The following is a 17,592-nucleotide window of genomic DNA, read 5'->3' on the forward strand; positions in this document are numbered from 1 at the left end:
ACCCCGGCGTTCCTTTGGGATAGCCGGGGTTTTTCGTATCTGACGCCGCGCAATCACGCAGCGCGGGAAATGTCTTCATCTGCGCCGCTTTCCAGCAACAATTCGTATTCCGCCGTCGGAGACTTTTCCCCGCGACCGCAAGAATGGCGCTCAACAATTCGACCGGTCGGGCAAAAGCCGATCTTGCGCAAAACTGCACCCGATGCGGGATTGTCGAGAAAATGTGATGCGAATAGCCGCCTGTGACCGAGCGTACGAGCGACCTTCAATGCTGCCGTCCCCGCCTCGGTAGCAAATCCCTGTCCCCAATAAGGACGCGCGATCCAATACCCAAGCTCAACGGCATCCTTGTCGCCATCCATCGGATCCATACCGATACATCCAACAATTTCAGCGTCGCGAGCCCGCGTAATGAGAAAGCGCGGGAACAAGGGATCAATCGGTAATGAAACAAATCGCCGCGCGTCTTCCGCCGCATAGGGCCACGGTGCGCTTGCAAGGTTTCGAACGACATCTTCATCGGCAATGCCCGAAAGCACACCTTGCCAATCCTCTGGCCAAAGCGGTCTCAGCAGCAGTCTTGCGCTTCGATGGAACACGAACTTTCTCCCCAATAGAGAACCCAACCCTCGCACAGACACGCGCTTAGACGGCCTGCATGACAATTGCGTTGCCGTGAAATTTTATTGTTCCACGGATTTTTCTGAGGGAGAAACGAGAAGAGGGAGATGGCTCCCCCGAAACGGGGTGGCCCTTCTCCCTCTACGCTGCCGATTGTGTCATCGGCTAGGACCGCCCCGGTGGACGATCCTGTTTTAGATCATCCGATTATTCAGCTGCCTGCGCAATAATGTCTACCGACACGAATTTGCGGCCAAGTTTGCCTTTATGGAATCGCACCACACCTTCGCCGAGGGCGAATAGCGTGTGGTCTTTGCCCATGCCGACATTGCTGCCCGCATAGAATTTGGTTCCGCGCTGACGCACGATGATGTTTCCGCCGATCACGTCCTGACCGCCGAATTTTTTCACACCAAGGCGGCGACCTGCTGAGTCGCGACCGTTACGCGATGAACCGCCTGCTTTTTTATGTGCCATGGGTCCTGATCCTTACTTGGTCTCGTCAGCCTTGGGCGCGGCTTTTTTGGCCGGTGCCTTTTTGGCTGGTGCTTTTTTCGCTGCAGGTTCTTTAGTGGCTGCAGTTTTCGGAGCGGCTTTCTTTGCCGGAGCCTTCTTGGCAGGTGCCGCCTTGGCTTCGGTTTCCGCTTTTGGCGCTGCTTCCTTCTTAGGAGCAGCAGCCTTTTTCGCTGGAGCTTTTTTGCCTTCGCCGACATCGGTGATGCGCAGCAAAGTCATTTGCTGACGATGGCCCGCTTTCCGGCGGTAATTGTGGCGACGACGCTTTTTGAAAACGACGACTTTCTCGCTCTTGGCTTGAGCGATGATTTCTGCCGATACACTCACCTTGGTGGCATCAGCGATGCTATCGCCTTCGCCGGCGAGCAACACGTCACCCAGGGTGATGGTATCGCCGGCTTCACCAGCGAGTTTCTCAACGGCAATCTTGTCTCCGGCGGCAACCCGATATTGCTTGCCGCCTGTGCGCACTATCGCGAACATGGCTTTATACTCTCAATCTCTTGGCGTGTCCGGCTTCGTGTAAAGAGTTCACACCAACCGAACGGCATTGCGACGCCGCATTCACGCAGCGTCGGAAAGAACGGTGCCGTTAAGGGAAACGCCAAAGCAAGTCAACGCTATCTGGCGATGAATCTGGCTCTGGACCGACTCTTTTTCAAGAGCATGCCGATCCGACTTTGCGCAACTGGGCCTTCGTGATATTCGCCAAAATCAATATGACACGGCGTAACCCCCTACTGTTTTTGATCGCAGCGAGCACGCTTGCCCTGTCTGCGTGCGCAGACAGCAGCGATAAATACCCGTCTCTTGCAATCAGAGATGTGGAACGCGTTGCAGGCCAGTTCCGGCCCGCCCCGCCGCAAAGCGCCGAGGCGATTCGCCCCGTCGCGTCAGAGAAAGAGATTTCCGAGATTGTCGGGCGAGCTGATGAAGCGCACCGTCGATTCCTCGCCAGACGGGCCGATGCGAGACGATTGGTCGAATCAGCCCGCCTGACCAATATCGAAAGCAATGTCCGGCAGCGCGCTCTGATCGCACTGGCGGATTTGGCATCCTTGCGCAGCGATACAGTTCTTTCATTAGGAGATCTGGATCTGTTGAGAGCCGAAGCCGAAACGACGTTCGCGCCGACTGACGACATTTTTCAGGCGCAAGCCCGCATCGGGCTATCGTTAAATGTCCAAAATGGCATCATCAACAGTCTTTGGGCAGATTTGGGCCAATGAATAGCAACTGCGCAACCTGTCCTGTAAAAGACAGCGCAGCCTGCTCTGTTTTGACCGAGGAAGAACGTAACGCTCTCGCCAGCGCTGGCCGGACACGCGATTTGAAACGCGGTGAAATGTTGTTTGCTGCGGGCGACGAAGACGCCGCCTGCGCCACACTTGTTACCGGCGCGCTGAAAGTTTCGGCAATTGATCGCGATGGCAACGAACAAATACTGGCTCTTGTGCATCCATCAGGCTTCATCGGTGAGCTGTTTTCACCATTTGCCCATCACGATGTCGTGGCGCTGACCAATAGCCGCCTTTGCACGTTCGCACGAAAAGATATCGAACGCGCGATTGACGAATTTCCCTCGCTCGCCCGTGCCTTGCTGCGCCGCAGTCAGGAAGACTTGCTCGCAACGCGCGGCTTGCTCGAATTGAACGCGACTGCCGACGCTGAAACCCGGCTGGCTGCGCTGATCCACGACTTTGCAGCCGCCGCGAGCCACACGTCATGCCATCTTGCCTCGGAATTTGAATTGCCGCTGACCCGCGGAGAGATTGCCAATATGCTTGGCCTTACGATCGAGACCGTTAGCCGCAAACTTGGCGAGATTGAGGATAATGGCGCGATCAAACGCAAAGGAAAGCGCGGGATCGAAATAATCGATCCCGCGCTCCTTCAGGTCCTGTCTGGGCGCCAGGCTGCTCAGGCCTAGCTTGCATATTGTGATCCTTGCATAAGGCTTCGATCAAAGCCCCTTGATCACACCAAAGCGGCAATCACAACAACAGTGCAGGCCCAAAGAACGATCAACACCGGCAGGATCAACATCTGAATTGTCGCATCCCGTGCAGCAAGCCGCCCGGTGTTGGTCATGATGCCGGCCTGCGCAAATTTCCCCATTGTCATGGGGACGCTGTCATTATCCCTAAGCCGCGTCCAGAGCGCGGGCACCCCAAAGCCCGCTGCGATGATCGCGGCAAAGATCACCATCGGGATGATAAGGCCGGGAGTGGAAAAAGCGGCCGCCATGATCCCAATAAAGGCGAGGTAGCAGCCAACAGTTGCGCCATAGAGCGCGGTTGGAAGCCCGAAATTGCGATCACTTTCAACCTGATTGCGCGGAGCATTAGCGTTGGCTGGCGCTTCGACAATGCGGGCATCACCGCGGGCGAGAATATCATGGACTTGTTTACTCATGGGGCTTTCTCCTTCGTTGGAAAGAGAATTAGAGCGGTCCGGCAGGGCGGACCTTGATCCAAATCAAACTGCCAAATTTAATATCAATTCCAGCGGGCCAGATCGGCGTAATCTGCACTGCGCGGCTCAATCCAGCGCCAGTTTCCACCGCTAAGTTCGCGTTTCCAGAACCATGCCGCGCTTTTGAGATGATCCATGCAGAAATCGACCGCATCGATGGCGTCGCGCCTGTGGCGGGATGCCGCAGAGACGCACACAATCGGTTCACCCGGACCCATCGTTCCCACGCGGTGAACAATCAGCAATCCCAGCAAGTCGAACCTCTTCGAGGCTTTATCAGCCAGTTGATCCAGACCCGGCAGGGTCAAAGGCTCATAATGGGATAGCTCCAGCGCTTCGACATCGGCCTCTCTGCGAACTTCACCAATAAAGGTGCAAATGCCGCCCGCATCACTGCAAATTCTTGCGAAGGGTTCCGTAAGTTCGCCCGGAACAAACGGGTCATGCAGCAAGCGGATATCGCGGTGCATGCGGCGCTACCCCCCGCTAACCGGGGGTAGCAGCGCGATCTCGTCGCCATCCCGGGCATTCAGCGCAGCCTTTTCAGTCAGGACTTTGCCCGCGCATGCAACATTAACCCGGTCCTCTGCCAGTTGATCGGCAATCTCGGGGCCAACCTCAGCCAGCAACCCCTCCCAATCCAGCGGCGCTGCCGCGCTGCGGCTGTCTTCACCTGCTATATCGCGCAAAGGGCCAAGAAATAAGATTGTTACGGCCACAGCGATCAGCCCCCTGTCATCGACATATGGCGCGGTTGAGCCGGAACTGCGCCGCGCTTGTCCATGCGAAAATCGTGTTTTTCCGGTTTGATCATCATCGCCTGCGCCAATCCTTTGGCGAGGTTTGCCTGCGGGTCATCCGATCGCAATGCAGCGCGAAGATCGACGCGCTCGGCCCCGCCAAGGCACGGATAAAGCTGACCCGTTGCCGTCACGCGGAGCCTGTTGCAGCCTGCACAGAAATTTCCGGTAAGCGGCGTAATAAGGCCCAGCCTGCCTCCTGTCTCGGCAATATCAAAATATCGCGCCGGTCCGCCGGTGGTGTGATCACTCGGCGTCAACGTCCATCGCTGTTCCAGTTGCTCTTTAACAAGGCCGAGAGAAAGGAACTGATCAAGCCTCTCCTCCTCTATCTCACCCAGCGGCATCACCTCGATCAGCGTCACATCGTGCCCCTCTGAATGGGCCCATGCGATCAAATCGGGCAGTTCGTTCTCATTCACGCCTTTCAATGCGACTGCGTTCAGTTTGACCTTGAGCCCAGCGTCTTTGGCAGCGGCGATGCCATTGAGCACCTGAGGCAGCACATCGCGGCGGGTCAGCCGGGCGAAACGATCACGGTCCAGTGTATCGAGCGAGACGTTGACACGCTGCACACCCGCTTTTGCCAACGCATCAGCATGATCGGCCAATCGGGTTGCGTTGGTGGTGAGCGTCAATTCATCAAGACCATCCCCGATGCGCCGCCCTAGCGCAGCAATCAGATCAGTAATATCGCGCCGCACCAAGGGCTCCCCGCCGGTAATGCGAATCTTGGTGACACCGCGTTCGATAAAACCGCTCGCCAGATCATAGAGTTCTTCGAGTGTAAGAACCTCTTTGCGCGGCAGAAACTGCATCCGTTCTGGCATGCAATAGGTGCAGCGCAAATCGCAGCGATCCGTCACTGACATGCGCAGATAGGAAATTGAACGCTGGAACGTATCGATCAGCGGCGCTTCCCTGCCGCCAAGATCAATGCGGTCTGGTTTGCGAGTCGAAATTTCACCCATGAGCAGGAAGATACTGCCCGGTAACGCCGGGCGCATCCTTTAAGTAGGAAATGATCGCATCCACTCCCGCACCCACACGCGCTGCGCCGATTACATTGGCTCGTTTGGGGGTGTATTCTCGTGCAAGATCCCGCGCGAGCGAGCGCCGCCAGTCATCATGATCCTTGCCAGCGGCCGGCAGTATTATCACCAAAGCCTCGGTTTCTGCTGCACTCAAAAGGGCAGCGGCCTGGTCCAAGTACAATTTGAAAAACTCAGCGCTCGCCGCGATGCCGCTATCAGGCAGTGAATTCACGGTTAGCACGGCCTGCATCAGTCAGCCGGTCTTTCACGGTGCATGGTGATACCGATTTTCTCGTTCGCCTCGGCGATGGCGAGCTTCACGATCTTTATCGTTACAGCCTGAACCCGCGTATCCTGCACAAACAGGCTTTCACAGATGTGGTCGGCCACCGCTTCGATCAGTTTGAAATGGACATCCTTCGGTAGCCCTTCGGAGGCTGCGAATTTAAGATCCATATAGTTTTTGCTGGCATCAAGCGGGGTATCGGGATCGTAACGATCCGCGATATCATAGCGCGTTTGGATCGTTATCCGCAGCGGCTGCGGATTGCCGGTTTCCTCTGAATAGATGCCGGTCAGGACATCCACTTCGAGATCGGCAACTTCGAGAATTAGCGAATCGGTCATAGTCATTGGCTCTTAGACGGGATTGGACCATCGTGCGAAGATTGCGGTGGGCAATCGGCGCCGCGGCGCGCCTTCGCCCAAGCTCGCTTCGGTGACGACAAGATCGCCATACTCGACAAGCCCCGGCAGATGCCGCAGTTTTTCCTCAAGCAGCCCTGCAAGAGAGATTGCGCTCATGCGAACGGCATAGACGGTCAAAAACAAGAACGCGCTTTTGCTATCAAGCAGCTGCGCGCAGTCACCGATCAGATCGGGCAGGCCTTCTTCCAACCGCCATGTTTCGTTCTTTGGACCTCGCCCAAATTTGGGCGGGTCAAGAATGATCCCGTCATAGCGCCGCTCCCGCCGCACTTCACGCGCGGCAAATTTCGCCGCATCATCCACCAACCAGCGGATCGGGCGGTCATCCATACCGGAAAGCGCCGAGTTATCGCGAGCCTGTGCCACCGATTTCTTGGAAGCATCGACATGGGTAACGCGTCCGTGATCGCTCAGCGCCAGCGTGCCTAGGCCGGTATAGCCGAACATATTCATCGTTTCGGCATCATCGCGGCCTGCAAGCTGGCCCGTCATCCAATCCCAAACGGGTGCCATATCTGGGAAGAATTGCAGGTGCCGGAACGGGGTCGGCTGCGCGGTAAACCGGATATCATTCCATGCCAGCTCCCAACCCTCTTCGGGAAGCTCGCTTTCCAATTGCCATCGGCCGCCGCCATCCTCATCGGAGCCCGGCACAAACTCACCATCTGCCGGCCATTGCGGGAGTCTGGGTTGCCAAAGCGCCTGCGGTTCCGGACGTATGAAGGTATGCGGCCCGAACCGCTCAATCTTGCGTCCGCCACCGCTATCAAGCAGCGAATACGCATCATCAGGCCACCCCGCGCACTCCATCACCATAGGTTGAGGCGCAAGCATCACCATCAGGCAGAGGCCGCGTTCTGCAGCACAAAATCGCGGGTTGTCTCATAATCACCGGCCAGCTCGATAAAGCGTTCCTCGCGCCCGAACAGATCGCCAACGCGCGCGGGCAGGCCAGGCCGTACACCGATTGCGCGCTCGACCGCGTCTGGAAACTTGGCCGGATGCGCCGTTGCAAGCGTCACAATCGGCACATCTGGAGCAATCACGCCCGATGCGCCCGCCGTAATGCCCGCATGAAGCCCAACGCCTGTATGCGGATCAATTACCTGCCCCGCTTCGCGATGCGCCCACGCAAGCGCGCGATTGGTATCATCCTGATCCGCCCTCAAACTGGTGAACAACGCCGAGGCACCTTGCGACTGCGCATTGGTCAGGCGCATACTCTTGGATGCTTCAAATGCATGCATCTGGTCAGCCATGGCCATGCCGTCACGCCCGCCGCAATCGAACAGCAAGCGTTCAAAATTCGAGCTGACCTGAATATCCATCGAAGGCGTAATCGTCGGCGTGACACCGCCCGCCGAATAATCGCCTTCGCTGATCGCACGGTGCAGAATATCATTCACATTTGTGGCCACAATCAGCCGCTCAATCGGCAGCCCCATTCGGGCCGCAACATAGCCTGCGAACACATCGCCGAAATTGCCGGTCGGCACGGAATAGGCGACCGTCCGGTCTGGCCCGCCAAGCTGCAATGCAGAGTAAAAATAATACACCACCTGGGCCATCAGGCGCGCCCAATTGATCGAGTTTACCGCGCCCAATTGCAACCGGCCTGTTACGTCATCGTCACGGAACATCCGCTTCACATGCGCCTGCGCATCGTCAAAGCTGCCTTCAATGGCAAGGTTGTAGACATTGGGCGCGCGCACTGTCGTCATCTGGCGGCGCTGAACATCGCTGACCTTGCCCTTTGGATGGAGCATGAAAATCTCAACGCGCTCAAGCCCGGCCACCGCGCGAATCGCAGCGGACCCGGTATCGCCGCTGGTCGCGCCGACAATTTTGAGTTGCTGATCGCGCCGGTCGAGAAAAGTCTCAAACAACCGGCCTAACATTTGCAACGCGACATCTTTGAAAGCGAGCGTCGGACCGTGGAACAGTTCAAGCAGCCATTGCTGCTGGTCCAATTGGACGAGAGGCGTCACAGCAGCGTGGCCAAAATCGCCGTACACCGTGTGACACAGCGCATCGAGTTCATCGTCGGTCAGACTTCCAGCGACGAACGGGCGCATAATCGTTGCCGCCAATTCGGGATACGGCCTGCCCCGCATTGCGCGGATCTCAGCCTCGGTGAAGCGCGGCCATTCGCGCGGGAGATACAATCCGCCATCGCTGGCGAGACCGGCCAATGTTGCGCCTTCGAAATCCAGCGTCGGCGCGCTTCCTCGGGTGGAGATATATTCCATAGTTTGCAGCGGTTAGCGCCGTGCGGGTTTGAGAGCAAGCAAGGGTGCCTTCGCCCTCCCCCTAGTCTTTCTTTCGGAGCCGCGAACGAATGGCAAAACCGTAGATGATCAAGGCGGTCAGCGCGAAGAAGAACCATTGCCCCGCATAGGCGAGATGGTTGTTCGGCAGATTGCTCGGGTCGGGCTTTATCAGCGGCGCAAGGCCGGCTTGCGGTGGGTCAGCGACAAGACGCGGGCCCGGTGCAATGATGCCGGTCACCTCTCCGCCGGTCCATTCGGGTGCGGCAAGGCCGCGCGAATATCCCAGATCGACAAGGATTACGGCCCTATCCTCAAGCCGGCAAGTTGCGCGCTGCGCCCATCCTTTCTGGCCGCGCTGCGATGTGCCGGCGACTGTTTCGATCGAGACAACCTCAACACAATCGATCGCGCTCCGGCGAAACCACACATCCCTGCCCGAACCCGAAACCGGGAAACTGACGGGATCGGCATTTGCCGACGCCTGAGAATAGGCGGCAAGCATGGCCTGCTTCTCATCCATCCGGCCCAATTGCCAGAACCCCAGCCAGACCATCGTAATCACAGCGGCGATTACGATGATGGTTGGAATAATCGGAATGCGAGAGGTCATTGGCTCGGTTTCTCTTTGTCAGATTGCGCTTCATACTGCGCATATAGCAGCGCGGTTTTGTACAGCCTCAATCCGCCCAGCACCGCGGTGATCGTTGCCGCGCTCCAGAAAACTGCCTGAAGCCAGAACGGGGGCTGCAATGCCATATCGATGCCGATTGCTGCAGAAATCAGGACGACGGCTATCAGGATTGTCAGCAATCCCGACCAGCGTGCGCCGCGTTCGAGCTCGCTGAAATCAAGCCCGCAACTCTCGCACGAAATGGCGATGCGCGCTGGCGCTTCAAACAGGGTTGGATCGCTGCATCGCGGACACAAACCAGAAAGGGCAGCCTGGAATAAACCCGGCTGCCCCTCTGTGTGTTTCAGACTTTCGTCCGGGCGCATCAGTGGACTGCAGCGCCCCAACCGCCCCAGACATATACGGCGATAAAGAGGAACAGCCAAACGACGTCGACAAAGTGCCAATACCAGGCCGCAGCTTCGAAACCGAAATGCTGGCGCGGGGTAAAGTGCCCTTTATATGTGCGGAACAGGCACACAGCGAGGAACAGGGTGCCGATCAATACGTGGAAGCCGTGAAAGCCGGTCGCCATGTAGAACGCCGAACTGTACGTGTTCTGGCCAAAGTTGAACGGCGCGATGCTGTACTCATAAGCCTGGATTGCGCTGAACAATACGCCGAGTGCGATAGTCGCCCAAAGCCCTTTCTTGAGGCCATCACGGTCGCCATGGATGAGCGAATGGTGCGCCCATGTGACTGTTGTGCCCGAACACAGCAGGATCAGCGTGTTGAGCAAAGGCAGACTGAAAGCGTCCAGCACCTCCATGCCTTGCGGGACAAGCGTAGCGGTGGCGCCTGCTTGACCAAAGAGACTGGTCGTCATTTGCTCGGCTGTGCCAGCGTCTGTGACTGTCAGCGGCGTCGGGAACAGAGCGAAGTCAAAAAAGCTCCAGAACCAACCGACAAAGAACATGACTTCCGATGCGATGAACAGGATCATGCCGTAACGCATGTGAAGCTGAACCACCGGAGTGTGATCGCCGCGCTGCGCCTCGACCACGATGTTTTTGAACCACATGAAGAACGTTGCGATCAGTCCGGCAAGACCGGCCCACATGATGATGCTGCCCGAACTGCCAAAGGTGTCTGGATGCATATTCAGCACCAGACCGCTGGTAAATGTAACAGCCGACAAAGAGCCTACAAATGGCCAGATGTCGGGTTCAAGAATGTGATAATCGTGGTTTACGTTGCCAGCCATGGTCTGCTTTTCCCGTCCCTTAGGATGCGTATTCAATCATGTTTGCGCGTTACGATCCCGTTCCTACGGGTTCTTTCGCGCGGTGAAAAGTGTAACTCAAAGTAATCTGTTCGACATCCGCCATAAACTCATCTTCGAGGATCGCGGGATCGACGTAATACAGCACAGGCATGTTCACTTCCTGCCCGGGTTGCAGCGTCTGCTCGGTAAAGCAGAAGCATTGGATTTTATGGAAGTATTTGCCCGCCTGTGCCGGTTCAACATTGAATGTCGCGGTGCCGGTTACGGGATATTTGCTGTCGTTGCGCGCAATGTAGGACGCCAAATCGCGCTGCCCGATGCGCACCGTATCGGTCGCCTGCGCGGGATTGAAAGTCCAAGGAACATCGCGGGCGGTGGATGCATCAAAACGAATTGAAATCTGCTTAGAAATCCCGGCGCGGGCCGCCGATATCGCTTCCGCTTCTGTTGCGACCTGAGTCGTCCCGCCAAAGCCGGTTACGCGGCAGAACAGATCGTAAAGCGGAACCGCAGCATAACCGAGACCAAGCATCGCCAGTGCACCGAGCAGCGCCAGGCCACCGGTCTGCAGGTTACGGTTATCCACCGAGGCATTCGCAGTGCTCATTATTGACCACCAATCCTTGCGATGGTGATCATGTAGAACAGCACCACAAAAAACAACAGAGTGCCGCCAACCACAAGATTGCGGGCTTTTTGACGGCGCTTCACTTCGTTCTCGTCTTCCGGTGTCATGCGAAGAAACCTCCACCGATAAGGCCGTTATTCTCAAGCAGACGATCTGCGACCAATGCCGCAAACAGCGCAAACAGGTAATAGATACTGAATTTGAAAAGCGTCTTTTCAGGCACCATCGGATCTTCGTCTGCGCGCGTGCGCGTGCCGACCGGCATGGCAAGTGCGAGGAACATCAACGAAAGGACTACGGCGACGGAACCAAATACCCAGCTTGTCGCGCCAATGGCCCACGGCGCGATTGCGACCGGAGCAAGCAAGACGGTATAAACCAGTATCTGGAAACGGGTGGATTTCTCACCAGCGACAACCGGCATCATGGGGATGCCGACCTTCGCGTAATCGGATTTCATAAACAGCGCGAGTGCCCAGAAGTGCGGCGGTGTCCACATAAAGATGATGGCAAACAGCAAGACCGGCATGAGAGTGATCTCACCGGTCACTGCAATCCAGCCGATGAACGGGGGAAAAGCGCCCGAACCGCCGCCAATCACGATGTTCTGCGGCGTACGCGGCTTAAGCCACATTGTGTAGACGACCGCATAATAGACAATTGCCACCGCAAGCGAAGCCGCAGCCAGCCAACCAATCGCAACACCCATCAGGCCAACCGATGTAACCGACAGGAAAATACCAAAATCTCTGGCATCCTTTGGCAGCATCCGACCGGAGGGAAGCGGCCGATTGGCAGTGCGCTTCATGCCCGCATCAAGATCCATCTCCCACCAATGGTTAAGTGCGGCGGAACCGCCAGCACCCATCGCGATGGCAAGGATCGCTGTAAAGCCGAGGATCGGATGGATGCTTCCCGGAGCCGCAAGCAGACCGCAAATGCCGGTGAAAATCACCAGCGTCATCACGCGCGGCTTTGTCAGCGTGAAAAAATCACGCCAATCGGCCGGCATCGGATGCGGTTTGGCAGTTGGGGTTAAAAGCGTGTCCATATTCTACGTTTCAAGTGCCTGTCTGATTTGAAAGAGAGCGCGCTATCTCCAGCGCGCTCTCCCCCTTTTCTGTTTGGCCGCGGATCACGGAGCAATTGCACCGATCCGCCGGTCCATCACGATCAGGCCGAAGCCGGACGGTGGTCGTGGTAGTCGTGGTGATCCTCGATCACGGGAAGCGTTTCGAACTGGTGGAACGGTGGAGGGCTCGAAAGCGTCCATTCCAGCGTCGTCGCGCCTTCACCCCATGGGTTCGCAGCGGCTTTCTTACCGGCTGTGAATGCATAGACCAGGTTGACGAAGAAGATCAGCATCGAAGCAGCCATGATCACATAGCCATAAGAACTGATCTCGTTCCAGTATGCATAGGCCTCTGGATAGTCAGGGATACGGCGCGGCATTCCGTTCATACCCAGGAAGTGCTGCGGGAAGAAGATCACGTTCACACCGATGAAGAAACCCCAGAAATGAAGGTGCGAAAGAAGTTCGGAATGCATCCGTCCGCTCATCTTCGGGAACCAGTAATAGAAACCGGCGAACAACGAGAAGACCGCACCCATCGACAAGACATAGTGGAAGTGGGCAACCACATAATACGTGTCATGCAGGTTATCATCGATACCGCCATTGGCGAGCACAACACCGGTCACACCGCCGACGGTGAACAGGAAGATGAAACCCATCGCCCAAACCATCGGTGATTTGAACTCCATGCTGCCGCCCCACATTGTGGCGATCCAGCTGAAGATCTTCACACCGGTTGGCACCGCGATTACCATCGTGGCTGCGGTGAAGTACATCTTCGTGTTTACGTCGAGGCCGACAGTGTACATGTGGTGCGCCCAGACGATGAAGCCGACGACACCGATTGCAACCATAGCATAGGCCATGCCGAGGTAACCGAAGACCGGCTTACGGCTGAAAGTCGCGACGATCTGGGAGATCATGCCAAACCCTGGCAGAATCATGATGTACACTTCGGGGTGACCAAAGAACCAGAACAGGTGCTGGTAAAGAACAGGGTCCCCGCCGCCAGCTGGATCAAAGAATGTGGTCTGGAAGTTGCGATCGGTCAGCAACATCGTGATCGCCGCAGCAAGCACCGGAAGCGCAAGCAGAAGCAGGAATGCTGTGACCAGCACCGACCATACAAACAGCGGCATTTTGTGCAGGGTCATACCCGGCGCACGCATGTTGAAAATGGTGGTGATGAAGTTGGTGGCACCAAGGATAGAACCCGCGCCCGCAAGGTGAAGCGAGAAGATTGCAAAATCGACCGCAGGCCCCGGGTTACCGGTGGTTGAAAGCGGTGCGTAGACTGTCCAGCCCACACCTGCGCCCAGCGCGTCTGGCCCGGTACCCGGCACAAACAATGAGAAACACAGGCTGATAAAGCCGGCTACAGTCAGCCAGAACGATACGTTGTTCATGCGCGGGAAGGCCATGTCCGGCGCACCAATCATAAGCGGTACGAACCAGTTACCAAAACCGCCGATCATAGCCGGCATGACCATGAAGAAGACCATAATCAAACCGTGGGCCGTGATGAACACGTTCCACATGTGAAGGTTGGCGTTCTCTGTCGGGTTACCGCCAAAGAAAGCCACCGCATCGCCAAGATATTGAATGCCGGGTTCGGCCAGTTCAAGACGCATCACGCCTGACATGGCGCCGCCCACGATACCCGCGATAATCGCGAAGATCAGATAAAGCGTGCCGATATCTTTGTGGTTGGTCGACATAAACCAGCGCGCGAAGAAACTCGGCTTATGATCGGCATGATCATGTCCGTGGTCTCCGGCGTTTCCGGTTGTTGGGGTGTCGAAACCTTCAGCGGTGGTAGCCATGGTTTTGATTCTCTCGGTTCGTATCGTTTTCGTTATTCAATCGGCGTTTGTATCAGCGCTCAGCGTCTTATGCAGCTGGCACCGCTTCTGCAGCGTCTTCGGTCGCAGCTTCTTCTGCAACTTCTTCAACGCCGGGCTTTTCGCCGCCCTGCTCGATGATCCATGCTTCGAATTCTTCCATCGGAAGAGCTTCAACCGCGATGGGCATGTAGCCGTGGCGCGCGCCGCACAATTCAGAACATTGACCGTAATAAAGGCCGGGCTCTTTAATTGTCAGCAATTTTTCGTTCAACCGGCCCGGTACAGCATCCATTTTGAACCAGAGCGATGGTACGGAAAATGCGTGGATCACATCAGCGGCAGTGGTCTGAATGCGCAGCGGAACACCGGCAGGAACAACCATCCGGTTGTCGACTGCGAGCTTCGCTGGCTCACCATTGGCAATTGCATCAGCATCAGAAAGCATGTTGGAGATGATCTCCACATCGCCATAGTCTGGGTAATTGTAGCCCCAATACCACTGATAACCGGTTGCTTTGATCGTGATCGCCTCTTCCGGCGGTGTCTCGTATTGACGCGCAAGCAGCGTGATCGAAGGAACTGCGATCACGACAAGGATGAGCGCCGGTACAATCGTCCAGACGACTTCGATGAGCGTGTTGTGCGTGGTCTTCGAAGGCTCAGGATTGGCCTTGCGGTTGAACCGGATCACAACCCAGAACAGCAGGAACAGCACAAACACGCTGATAGCGGTGATAACCGGCATCAAGATATAATCGTGCATGGCCAGCGCATAAAGACCATCTTCGGTATATTGATCCTGAAAAGTCATGCTTTTCAGGACATCGTCATTCGCGCTGGTGGGCATACCTTTGCCCTCTGTCGGCGTCATCGGCGTGTAAGCGCCAGAAGCCTCTGGTGCCACAGTGTCTCCGGCAGAAATTTCCTGCGGAGCCGCAGTGGCCGGAACCTCAGCGCCAACGGTTTCCTGCGCAATTGCAGTCTGCGGCGTAACCACAGCAAGCAACGCAGCAAACGCTGTCAAAAAGCCAAACTTCAAACGGGTATGGATGTGCCCCATCATAAATGCGCCCAAACTAACTTTCGATTTTAATCCCATGTCGCCTCTGATCCGCCGCGCTTTTGCGAAGTGAATCGGACGACGCCTTTGCCGACACTTATGTCAGCTTTGATGGCCTATTAGCCGTGCTTGCCCCGTGTCTCAAGCGGTTCTAGGGAGAAAATTATGCAATGGTCTGTGTTTCCTGCGCAAGTTCGCCCTGTAAAGCCCGGTCTAGAGCTGGGTAAAAACCCTCTAATTGTCACCAAAACTGCTATGCAAAGGCTTTGAAACTCATGAACCCAGCCTCCGATCTGCCCCGCACTGAAGAGCAAGTGCTCGCCGAGTTTCGCGGCTCTGGTGCCCTACTGGAGGGGCATTTCAAACTCTCTTCGGGCAAACATAGTGGCCATTACCTACAATGCGCCCGTGTTCTGATGAACCCGGCGCGCGCCGCCCGATTGGCGCAGGCCGTAGTCGCTGGCCTACCCGATGAAATCGTGGAAAACGTGGATGTCGTCGTATCTCCGGCCATGGGCGGTATCATAATCGGCCATGAAATTGGCCGGGTGCTTGATAAAGATGCGATCTTTCTTGAACGGCCCGAGGGTACATTTCATCTGCGGCGCGGTTTTGCGCTAGAGCCGGGATCGAGAGTCCTGATGGTTGAAGATGTCGTGACAACCGGACTCTCTAGCCGCGAAGCTATCGCCGCAATTGCCCGCGAAGGCGGTGAAGTAATCGCCGAATGCGCTTTGATTGATCGGTCGGTCGGGACAGTCGATCTTGGCGTCCCGTTTTACCCGCTCGCCGCATTCGATTTTCCGACTTATGATGCAGACAGCATCCCGGAAAGCCTGGCGAGCGTAGATATAACGAAGCCCGGCAGCCGCAAAGAATAAGCAGATTATGACAGCATCGCTCCACCCACACCCACTGCGTCTCGGCGTGAACATTGATCATGTCGCGACGATCCGAAATGCGCGCGGAGGCGATCATCCCGATCCCGTCCGCGCAGCCGAAATCGTAAGCCGCGTTGGCGGTGACGGGATCACCGCGCATCTGCGCGAGGATCGCCGCCATATTCGCGATGAGGACTTGGCCCGCATTCAGGCGGCGACCAATCTTCCGCTTAATCTGGAAATGGCCGCAACCCGCGAAATGTTGGATATTGCACTGCGCCACAAACCCCATGCGGCCTGCATTGTCCCGGAAAAGCGCGAAGAACGCACGACCGAAGGCGGGCTCGACGCAGCTGGATTGCACAACACATTGGTGCCGATTGTGGATGAACTGCGCAGCGCGGGCATCCGTGTGTCGCTGTTTATCGAGGCAAGCGAGCGCCAGCTCGACGCCGCGCTACGCCTTGGCGCTCCAGTTGTTGAATTTCACACCGGCGAATATGCCCATGCCATTCTTGACGGCGACAGTGACCGTATAGAGCGCGAACTGCGCCGCATCGCCGACATGTCCGCACTCGCAGCAAAGAACGGAATCGAGCCGCACGCAGGGCACGGACTCACCTATGATAATGTCCAACCGATTGCCGCAATACCTCACATCGCCGAACTGAATATCGGACATTATCTGGTGGGTGAGGCGGTTTTTGTGGGGCTGGAAAATGCTGTGCTCCGGATGCGCGAATTGATGGATGATGCACGCTGATATGGACACCAGCAAAGCACCGGACCTGACGGCAGAACAGAAACGCTGGGCGTTCCTCGGATCGACAATGCTGCTTACGGCGGTCGGTTTTCTTGGGTTTGCCTTTGCAGAAGGCATCATGCTGCCGTTCGCGATAGGATGGGTGGTGTTGCAGATGTTCGGGTATGTCGGATCATTGAAACTGGGCAATGGCGATCTTGCCCATCCGTTGTTCAAAACTCAGGTGATGCTGCACATGATGGTGCTGGGCCTGCTGATCGCTTTGGTTATCAGGGCAACTCCGGGTTGAGAACGGCTACGCCTCGCAGTTGGCCGCTGATCCTGTTGCTGGTTTGGTACGGGATACTTTTGATCGGCACCGGGGGCATGTTCTTGCTCGCGCTGGCTTTTGGATCGGAGGCCTATCGCGGCAGGCCAATCCCGCTTGGCGAAATGGCGATCATCTGTGCCACTGTATTGATCACAGTGGCGTTTATTGCACTCACGGTGTATCTTTGGAACACGGGCCAGGAACAATTTGTCTTTATGCTGTTTGGGCTTAGCGTCATTGGCGCTGCAATCATCTTACTCGCAGCCGGAGCGGTCATTTAGATATGTTAATCGGTCTTGGCTCTGATCTGTGCAATATTGAACGCATTCAAAATTCGCTCGACCGGTTTGGCAAGCGTTTCGAAAACCGCGTTTTTACTGATATCGAGCGCGCGAAAGCCCGTCGCCGCCCTTTTACCATTGCCGGAACGTACGCCAAACGCTTCGCTGCGAAAGAAGCCTTCAGCAAGGCCGTAGGCACGGGGTTTAAACGCGGTGTGTTCATGAAAGATATCGGCGTGGTCAACGCGCCTTCGGGTGCACCCACACTTGCTCTCACCGGCGGCGCTGCAAAGCGGCTTGAAGAAATGATCCCTTCAGGCCATGAGGCGCATATTCATCTTACCCTAACCGACGATCATCCATGGGCACAGGCCTTCGTCATAATCGAAGCCCTGCCCATGACCGACGTTTGAACAGAGTGCCGAAACCAA

General features: G+C 56.4%; 26 protein-coding genes. 7 read left to right on the top strand and 19 right to left on the bottom strand.

What is annotated here, in order from left to right; translation table 11 throughout:
- Positions 1-53: 53 nt before the first annotated feature.
- The 3 genes from FGU71_RS00705 to rplU all read right to left on the bottom strand — a co-directional run bounded on the left by FGU71_RS00705 (position 54) and on the right by rplU (position 1,620).
- Positions 54-599: a GNAT family N-acetyltransferase gene (locus FGU71_RS00705; protein WP_142786790.1), complete on the bottom strand. Its 546-nt coding sequence runs from the start codon at positions 597-599 to the stop codon at positions 54-56.
- A gap of 229 nt (positions 600-828) precedes the next feature.
- On the bottom strand, positions 829-1,098 hold the full coding sequence (gene rpmA / locus FGU71_RS00710) for a 50S ribosomal protein L27 (protein WP_142786791.1): 270 nt from the start codon (positions 1,096-1,098) through the stop codon (positions 829-831).
- A 12-nt stretch (positions 1,099-1,110) separates the two neighbouring features.
- Positions 1,111-1,620 (bottom strand): 50S ribosomal protein L21, encoded by a 510-nt coding sequence (gene rplU, locus FGU71_RS00715; protein ID WP_142786792.1) that lies wholly within the window; start codon positions 1,618-1,620, stop codon positions 1,111-1,113.
- A gap of 236 nt (positions 1,621-1,856) precedes the next feature.
- Here rplU and FGU71_RS00720 point away from each other — a divergent pair, with 236 nt between their 5' ends.
- Positions 1,857-2,366 carry a hypothetical protein gene (locus FGU71_RS00720; RefSeq protein WP_185960169.1) on the top strand — a complete coding sequence of 170 codons (510 nt, stop codon included), beginning with the start codon at positions 1,857-1,859 and terminating at the stop codon, positions 2,364-2,366.
- Complete coding sequence (locus FGU71_RS00725; RefSeq protein ID WP_142786794.1) at positions 2,363-3,067, top strand: Crp/Fnr family transcriptional regulator; 705 nt, start codon at positions 2,363-2,365, stop codon at positions 3,065-3,067. Before FGU71_RS00720 ends, FGU71_RS00725 begins: the two co-directional genes overlap by 4 nt.
- A gap of 47 nt (positions 3,068-3,114) precedes the next feature.
- Here FGU71_RS00725 and FGU71_RS00730 read toward each other — a convergent pair whose 3' ends face one another.
- The 16 genes from FGU71_RS00730 to coxB all read right to left on the bottom strand — a co-directional run bounded on the left by FGU71_RS00730 (position 3,115) and on the right by coxB (position 14,929).
- Positions 3,115-3,552, bottom strand: a complete 438-nt coding sequence (locus FGU71_RS00730) for a hypothetical protein (protein ID WP_142786795.1) — start codon at positions 3,550-3,552, stop codon at positions 3,115-3,117.
- Positions 3,553-3,635: 83 nt separating this feature from the next.
- Complete coding sequence (locus FGU71_RS00735) at positions 3,636-4,082, bottom strand: molybdenum cofactor biosynthesis protein MoaE (RefSeq protein ID WP_142786796.1); 447 nt, start codon at positions 4,080-4,082, stop codon at positions 3,636-3,638.
- A 6-nt stretch (positions 4,083-4,088) separates the two neighbouring features.
- Positions 4,089-4,331 (bottom strand): MoaD/ThiS family protein, encoded by a 243-nt coding sequence (locus FGU71_RS00740; RefSeq protein WP_142786797.1) that lies wholly within the window; start codon positions 4,329-4,331, stop codon positions 4,089-4,091.
- 5 nt (positions 4,332-4,336) lie between these two features.
- Positions 4,337-5,383 carry a GTP 3',8-cyclase MoaA gene (moaA, locus tag FGU71_RS00745; protein ID WP_142786798.1) on the bottom strand — a complete coding sequence of 349 codons (1,047 nt, stop codon included), beginning with the start codon at positions 5,381-5,383 and terminating at the stop codon, positions 4,337-4,339.
- Positions 5,376-5,687 carry a Rossmann fold domain-containing protein gene (locus FGU71_RS00750; protein WP_142786799.1) on the bottom strand — a complete coding sequence of 104 codons (312 nt, stop codon included), beginning with the start codon at positions 5,685-5,687 and terminating at the stop codon, positions 5,376-5,378. Before FGU71_RS00750 ends, moaA begins: the two co-directional genes overlap by 8 nt.
- An 8-nt stretch (positions 5,688-5,695) precedes the next feature.
- On the bottom strand, positions 5,696-6,073 hold the full coding sequence (locus tag FGU71_RS00755) for a dihydroneopterin aldolase (protein WP_142786800.1): 378 nt from the start codon (positions 6,071-6,073) through the stop codon (positions 5,696-5,698).
- A 12-nt stretch (positions 6,074-6,085) separates the two neighbouring features.
- Entirely contained in the window at positions 6,086-6,994 is a 909-nt protein-coding gene (locus tag FGU71_RS00760; RefSeq protein ID WP_142786801.1) for a class I SAM-dependent methyltransferase, read from the bottom strand.
- The gene (gene thrC / locus FGU71_RS00765; protein ID WP_142786802.1) at positions 6,994-8,403 is read right to left on the bottom strand and encodes a threonine synthase; all 1,410 of its coding nucleotides are present in this window, start codon (positions 8,401-8,403) and stop codon (positions 6,994-6,996) included. Before thrC ends, FGU71_RS00760 begins: the two co-directional genes overlap by 1 nt.
- A gap of 61 nt (positions 8,404-8,464) precedes the next feature.
- Positions 8,465-9,034 carry an SURF1 family protein gene (locus FGU71_RS00770; RefSeq protein WP_142786803.1) on the bottom strand — a complete coding sequence of 190 codons (570 nt, stop codon included), beginning with the start codon at positions 9,032-9,034 and terminating at the stop codon, positions 8,465-8,467.
- On the bottom strand, positions 9,031-9,420 hold the full coding sequence (locus tag FGU71_RS00775; RefSeq protein ID WP_142786804.1) for a DUF983 domain-containing protein: 390 nt from the start codon (positions 9,418-9,420) through the stop codon (positions 9,031-9,033). Before FGU71_RS00775 ends, FGU71_RS00770 begins: the two co-directional genes overlap by 4 nt.
- The gene (locus tag FGU71_RS00780) at positions 9,420-10,298 is read right to left on the bottom strand and encodes a cytochrome c oxidase subunit 3 (RefSeq protein ID WP_142786805.1); all 879 of its coding nucleotides are present in this window, start codon (positions 10,296-10,298) and stop codon (positions 9,420-9,422) included. Before FGU71_RS00780 ends, FGU71_RS00775 begins: the two co-directional genes overlap by 1 nt.
- 49 nt (positions 10,299-10,347) lie before the next feature.
- Positions 10,348-10,926 carry a cytochrome c oxidase assembly protein gene (locus FGU71_RS00785; protein WP_142786806.1) on the bottom strand — a complete coding sequence of 193 codons (579 nt, stop codon included), beginning with the start codon at positions 10,924-10,926 and terminating at the stop codon, positions 10,348-10,350.
- Positions 10,926-11,054 (bottom strand): hypothetical protein, encoded by a 129-nt coding sequence (locus FGU71_RS14260; RefSeq protein ID WP_267901804.1) that lies wholly within the window; start codon positions 11,052-11,054, stop codon positions 10,926-10,928. The genes FGU71_RS00785 and FGU71_RS14260 overlap by 1 nt, the downstream gene beginning before the upstream one ends.
- Entirely contained in the window at positions 11,051-11,998 is a 948-nt protein-coding gene (locus tag FGU71_RS00790) for a heme o synthase (protein WP_142786807.1), read from the bottom strand. Before FGU71_RS00790 ends, FGU71_RS14260 begins: the two co-directional genes overlap by 4 nt.
- A 122-nt stretch (positions 11,999-12,120) precedes the next feature.
- Positions 12,121-13,845 (bottom strand): cytochrome c oxidase subunit I, encoded by a 1,725-nt coding sequence (gene ctaD / locus FGU71_RS00795; RefSeq protein ID WP_142786808.1) that lies wholly within the window; start codon positions 13,843-13,845, stop codon positions 12,121-12,123.
- A gap of 67 nt (positions 13,846-13,912) precedes the next feature.
- Complete coding sequence (coxB, locus tag FGU71_RS00800; RefSeq protein WP_142786809.1) at positions 13,913-14,929, bottom strand: cytochrome c oxidase subunit II; 1,017 nt, start codon at positions 14,927-14,929, stop codon at positions 13,913-13,915.
- 272 nt (positions 14,930-15,201) lie between these two features.
- On the opposite strand from coxB, the gene pyrE reads away from it, so the two are divergent.
- The 5 genes from pyrE to acpS are packed head-to-tail and all read left to right on the top strand — an operon-like array spanning position 15,202 to position 17,574.
- Positions 15,202-15,807 (top strand): orotate phosphoribosyltransferase, encoded by a 606-nt coding sequence (pyrE, locus tag FGU71_RS00805; RefSeq protein ID WP_142786810.1) that lies wholly within the window; start codon positions 15,202-15,204, stop codon positions 15,805-15,807.
- Positions 15,808-15,814: 7 nt separating this feature from the next.
- Complete coding sequence (locus FGU71_RS00810) at positions 15,815-16,570, top strand: pyridoxine 5'-phosphate synthase (protein ID WP_142786811.1); 756 nt, start codon at positions 15,815-15,817, stop codon at positions 16,568-16,570.
- Entirely contained in the window at positions 16,557-16,859 is a 303-nt protein-coding gene (locus FGU71_RS00815; RefSeq protein WP_234035577.1) for a pyridoxal phosphate biosynthetic protein, read from the top strand. Before FGU71_RS00810 ends, FGU71_RS00815 begins: the two co-directional genes overlap by 14 nt.
- Entirely contained in the window at positions 16,856-17,161 is a 306-nt protein-coding gene (locus tag FGU71_RS00820; protein ID WP_142786812.1) for a hypothetical protein, read from the top strand. The genes FGU71_RS00815 and FGU71_RS00820 overlap by 4 nt, the downstream gene beginning before the upstream one ends.
- Before the next feature lie 2 nt (positions 17,162-17,163).
- Positions 17,164-17,574 (top strand): holo-ACP synthase, encoded by a 411-nt coding sequence (gene acpS / locus FGU71_RS00825; RefSeq protein WP_142786813.1) that lies wholly within the window; start codon positions 17,164-17,166, stop codon positions 17,572-17,574.
- Positions 17,575-17,592 lie beyond the last annotated feature (18 nt).

Source organism: Erythrobacter insulae (assembly GCF_007004095.1).
In the GTDB taxonomy this organism is placed as follows: Bacteria; Pseudomonadota; Alphaproteobacteria; order Sphingomonadales; family Sphingomonadaceae; genus Erythrobacter; species Erythrobacter insulae.